The following is a 2,932-nucleotide window of genomic DNA, read 5'->3' as shown; positions in this document are numbered from 1 at the left end:
CGATGACCAACCCCTTCGACGACGCCGAGGGCGCCTTCCACGTCCTGGTCAACGACGAGAACCAGCACTCCCTGTGGCCCCACTTCGTGGAGATCCCCGCGGGCTGGCGGGCCGTGGTGCGCGAGCGCCCGCGCCAGGAGTGCCTGGACTACATCGAGGCGAACTGGACCGACATGCGGCCCAAGAGCCTCATCGAGGCCATGGAGTCCCACGAGAGGTCCGCGGGCGCGGCCCAGTGACCGCAGGCGCGGGCGGGCGGCCCGGCCCGCCCGCGCCCTCCCGGCCCGAACACCGTCTGACGACCGCCGAGGAACTTCGAGGGAGCCTGGATGCTGGCACGGATCAACGGGATCGACCTGGACTACGAACGCACCGGCAGCGGTCCCCCCGTCCTGTTGATCATGGGCAGCGGCACCGCCGGGACGGGCTGGCACCTGTACCAGGTGCCCGCGCTGGTCGCCGCGGGCTTCGAGGCCGTCACGTTCACCAACCGGGGCATCGCCCCCAGCGGAGGGGGCCCCGACTTCACCCTCCAGGACATGGCGGCCGACACCGTCGGCTTGATCGAGCACCTCGGTCTGGGCCCGTGCGCGCTCGTGGGGACCTCCCTGGGGGCACGGGTCGCGCGCGAGGTCGCCCGTATCCGCCCCGACCTGGTCTCCCGGTGCGTCCTGATGGCGCCGCGGGCCCGCGCGGACCGGATGCGGGCCGCCGCGACCGCCGCCGAGATCGAGCTCGCCGACAGCGGCGTCACCGTGCCGCCCCGCTACCGGGCGGTGGTGCGGGCGATGCAGAACCTCTCGCCCAGGACCCTCGCGGACGACGAGCGGATCACCGACTGGCTCGACCTCTTCGAACTGGCGACCGCCGCGGGCCCCGGTGTCCGCACCCAGGGGGAGATCAGCGCCGCCGAGGACCGCGGGGAGGACCTGGCCCGGATCACCGCCCCCTGCCGGGTGATCGCCTTCGCCGACGACATCGTGGCCCCGGCGCACCTGGCCGAGGAGATCGCCCGCGCCCTGCCCGAGGCCGACTACCACGTCGTGCCCGACTGCGGCCACTACGGCTACCTCGAACAGCCCGACCGGGTCAACCGGCTCATCACCCGATTCCTCGACGCATGAAAGAGCCCCCGATGCACCCGACCACCCCCTGGCGGCCCGCCGGGATCAGCCCGGACGGCCACGCGCTGCCCGCCACCGCCGACGCCCTGGCCGGCTTCCTCCAGGACACCGCGCGCACCGACGAACTCCTGGCCGCCCACAAGGTGCTGGTCCTGAGCGGCTTCGGAGTGGGCCCGCGGGAGCTGGAGAGGATCATGCCGCTCCTGCTCCCGGACCGCCTGCCCTACGTCTTCGGCAACTCCCCGCGCACCAAGGTCGGCCACAACGTCTACACCTCCACGGAGTACCCGGCGGAGTTCACCATCTCGATGCACAGCGAGATGTCCTACGCCGCCCAGTGGCCGGCCCGGCTGCTCTTCTACTGCGAGCGGGCGGCCGACAGCGGCGGCGCGACACCGGTGGTGGACAACGCCGCCTGGTACCGGGCCCTGGACGAGGACGTCCGCCAGGCCTTCGCGGGCGGCCTGCGCTACACCCAGAACCTCCACGGGGGACGCGGCCTCGGCAAGAGCTGGCAGGACACCTTCGAGACCGGGGAACGGTCCGAGGTCGAGGACTACCTCGCGCGCACCGGGGCGTCCTGGCAGTGGAACGCGCGCGGCGGACTGCGGGTCAGCCACGTCCGCCCCGCGACGATCGAGCACCCCGTGACGGGCGAGACGCTGTGGTTCAACCAGAGCGACCAGTGGCACCCGGCGGCGCTCGGCGACGAGACCGCCGCCGCGCTGATGGCGATGCTGCCCCCCGAGGAGCTGCCCCAGTCGGTGGCCTTCGCGGACGGCGCCCCGATACCCGCCGACCACGTACGCCAGGTGCGCGACCGCGGCCTGGAGCAGGCCGTGGACAACGACTGGCGGCCCGGAGACCTCATGCTCGTCGACAACGTCCAGGCGGCGCACGGCCGCAGGCCCTTCGGCGGCGACCGCCGCATCCTGGTCGCCATGTCGGACTAGGACTGCTCCCCCCACCACCGCACCCCCCAGGAAGGCCGTACCGATGACCATCGCCCTCGCCGACGTGGAAGGCCTCAACCAGCACGAGACGGAGTTCCTCTACGACGAGATCTTCACCCGCCGCGCCTACCTCCCGAAGGCCCTGAGCCTGCCGCGGGAGCCCGTCGTCTTCGACGTCGGGGCGAACATCGGCATGTTCACCCTGTTCGTGCGGTCCGAGAGACCCGGCGCCACGGTCCACTCCTTCGAACCGGTCCCCTCGGTCTACGAACTCCTGTGCCGCAACCGGGAACGCCACGCGGTGGCGGGGCTCGCCCACCCCTGCGGTCTGGCCGAGAGGGAGCAGGAGGTGGAGTTCACCCACTATCCGGGCTACTCGACCATGTCGACGCGCAGCACCCTGGCGGACACCGAGGCCGAGCGCGCGTTCGTCCGGGGCCAGGTGCGCACCGACCACCTGCCCGAGGCCGAGCGGATGCTGGACGAACTCCTCGCCTTCCGGTTCCGGGAGGAGAAGGTGCACTGCCGGCTGCGCCCGCTCTCCGCGGTCCTCGACGAGCACCCCGTGGACCGGATCGACCTGCTGAAGATCGACGTCCAGCGCGGCGAACGGGAAGTGCTGCGGGGCCTGGCGGACCGGCACTGGCCACTGGTCCGCCAGATCGCCATGGAGGTCCACGACAGCCCCGGCAGCAGCACCGCGGGGAGGCTCCGAGCCGTGGTCGACGAACTGGAGCACCGCGGGTTCAGCGTCCTGACCGAGCAGGAGGACCGGTACGCGGGCAGCGACCGCCACACCCTGTTCGCCGTATCGGAGCACCACCGCCCCTGAGGCGCCGCCCGCCGCCGAGGCGA

The 2,932-nt window shown here is 72.5% G+C and carries 4 protein-coding genes; all 4 read left to right on the top strand.

The features are described from left to right. Window positions 1-2 precede the first annotated feature (2 nt). The 4 genes from ACZ6EJ_RS08360 to ACZ6EJ_RS08345 all read left to right on the top strand — a co-directional run bounded on the left by ACZ6EJ_RS08360 (window position 3) and on the right by ACZ6EJ_RS08345 (window position 2,909). The gene (locus tag ACZ6EJ_RS08360; RefSeq protein WP_469265424.1) at window positions 3-239 is read left to right on the top strand and encodes an MbtH family protein; all 237 of its coding nucleotides are present in this window, start codon (window positions 3-5) and stop codon (window positions 237-239) included. 90 nt (window positions 240-329) lie between these two features. Continuing rightward, complete coding sequence (locus ACZ6EJ_RS08355; protein ID WP_469265392.1) at window positions 330-1,124, top strand: alpha/beta fold hydrolase; 795 nt, start codon at window positions 330-332, stop codon at window positions 1,122-1,124. An 11-nt stretch (window positions 1,125-1,135) separates the two neighbouring features. Beyond that, window positions 1,136-2,077 carry a TauD/TfdA family dioxygenase gene (locus ACZ6EJ_RS08350; RefSeq protein ID WP_469265391.1) on the top strand — a complete coding sequence of 314 codons (942 nt, stop codon included), beginning with the start codon at window positions 1,136-1,138 and terminating at the stop codon, window positions 2,075-2,077. A 43-nt stretch (window positions 2,078-2,120) separates the two neighbouring features. After that, on the top strand, window positions 2,121-2,909 hold the full coding sequence (locus ACZ6EJ_RS08345) for an FkbM family methyltransferase (protein WP_469265390.1): 789 nt from the start codon (window positions 2,121-2,123) through the stop codon (window positions 2,907-2,909). Window positions 2,910-2,932: the final 23 nt, after the last annotated feature.

The sequence above is a fragment of the Streptomyces sp. NPDC041970 genome, assembly GCF_055588985.1.
Note: the sequence above shows the minus strand (reverse complement) of the source record. Positions and strands in the feature narration are given on the sequence as shown.

What these genes read in the sequence shown, in the direction of transcription:
- ACZ6EJ_RS08360 (WP_469265424.1), top strand. Translation starts at nt 3, where the DNA reads ATGACCAACCCCTTCGACGACGCCGAGGGCGCCTTCCACGTCCTGGTC.
- ACZ6EJ_RS08345 (WP_469265390.1), top strand. Translation starts at nt 2,121, where the DNA reads ATGACCATCGCCCTCGCCGACGTGGAAGGCCTCAACCAGCACGAGACG.
- ACZ6EJ_RS08350 (WP_469265391.1), top strand. Translation starts at nt 1,136, where the DNA reads ATGCACCCGACCACCCCCTGGCGGCCCGCCGGGATCAGCCCGGACGGC.
- ACZ6EJ_RS08355 (WP_469265392.1), top strand. Translation starts at nt 330, where the DNA reads ATGCTGGCACGGATCAACGGGATCGACCTGGACTACGAACGCACCGGC.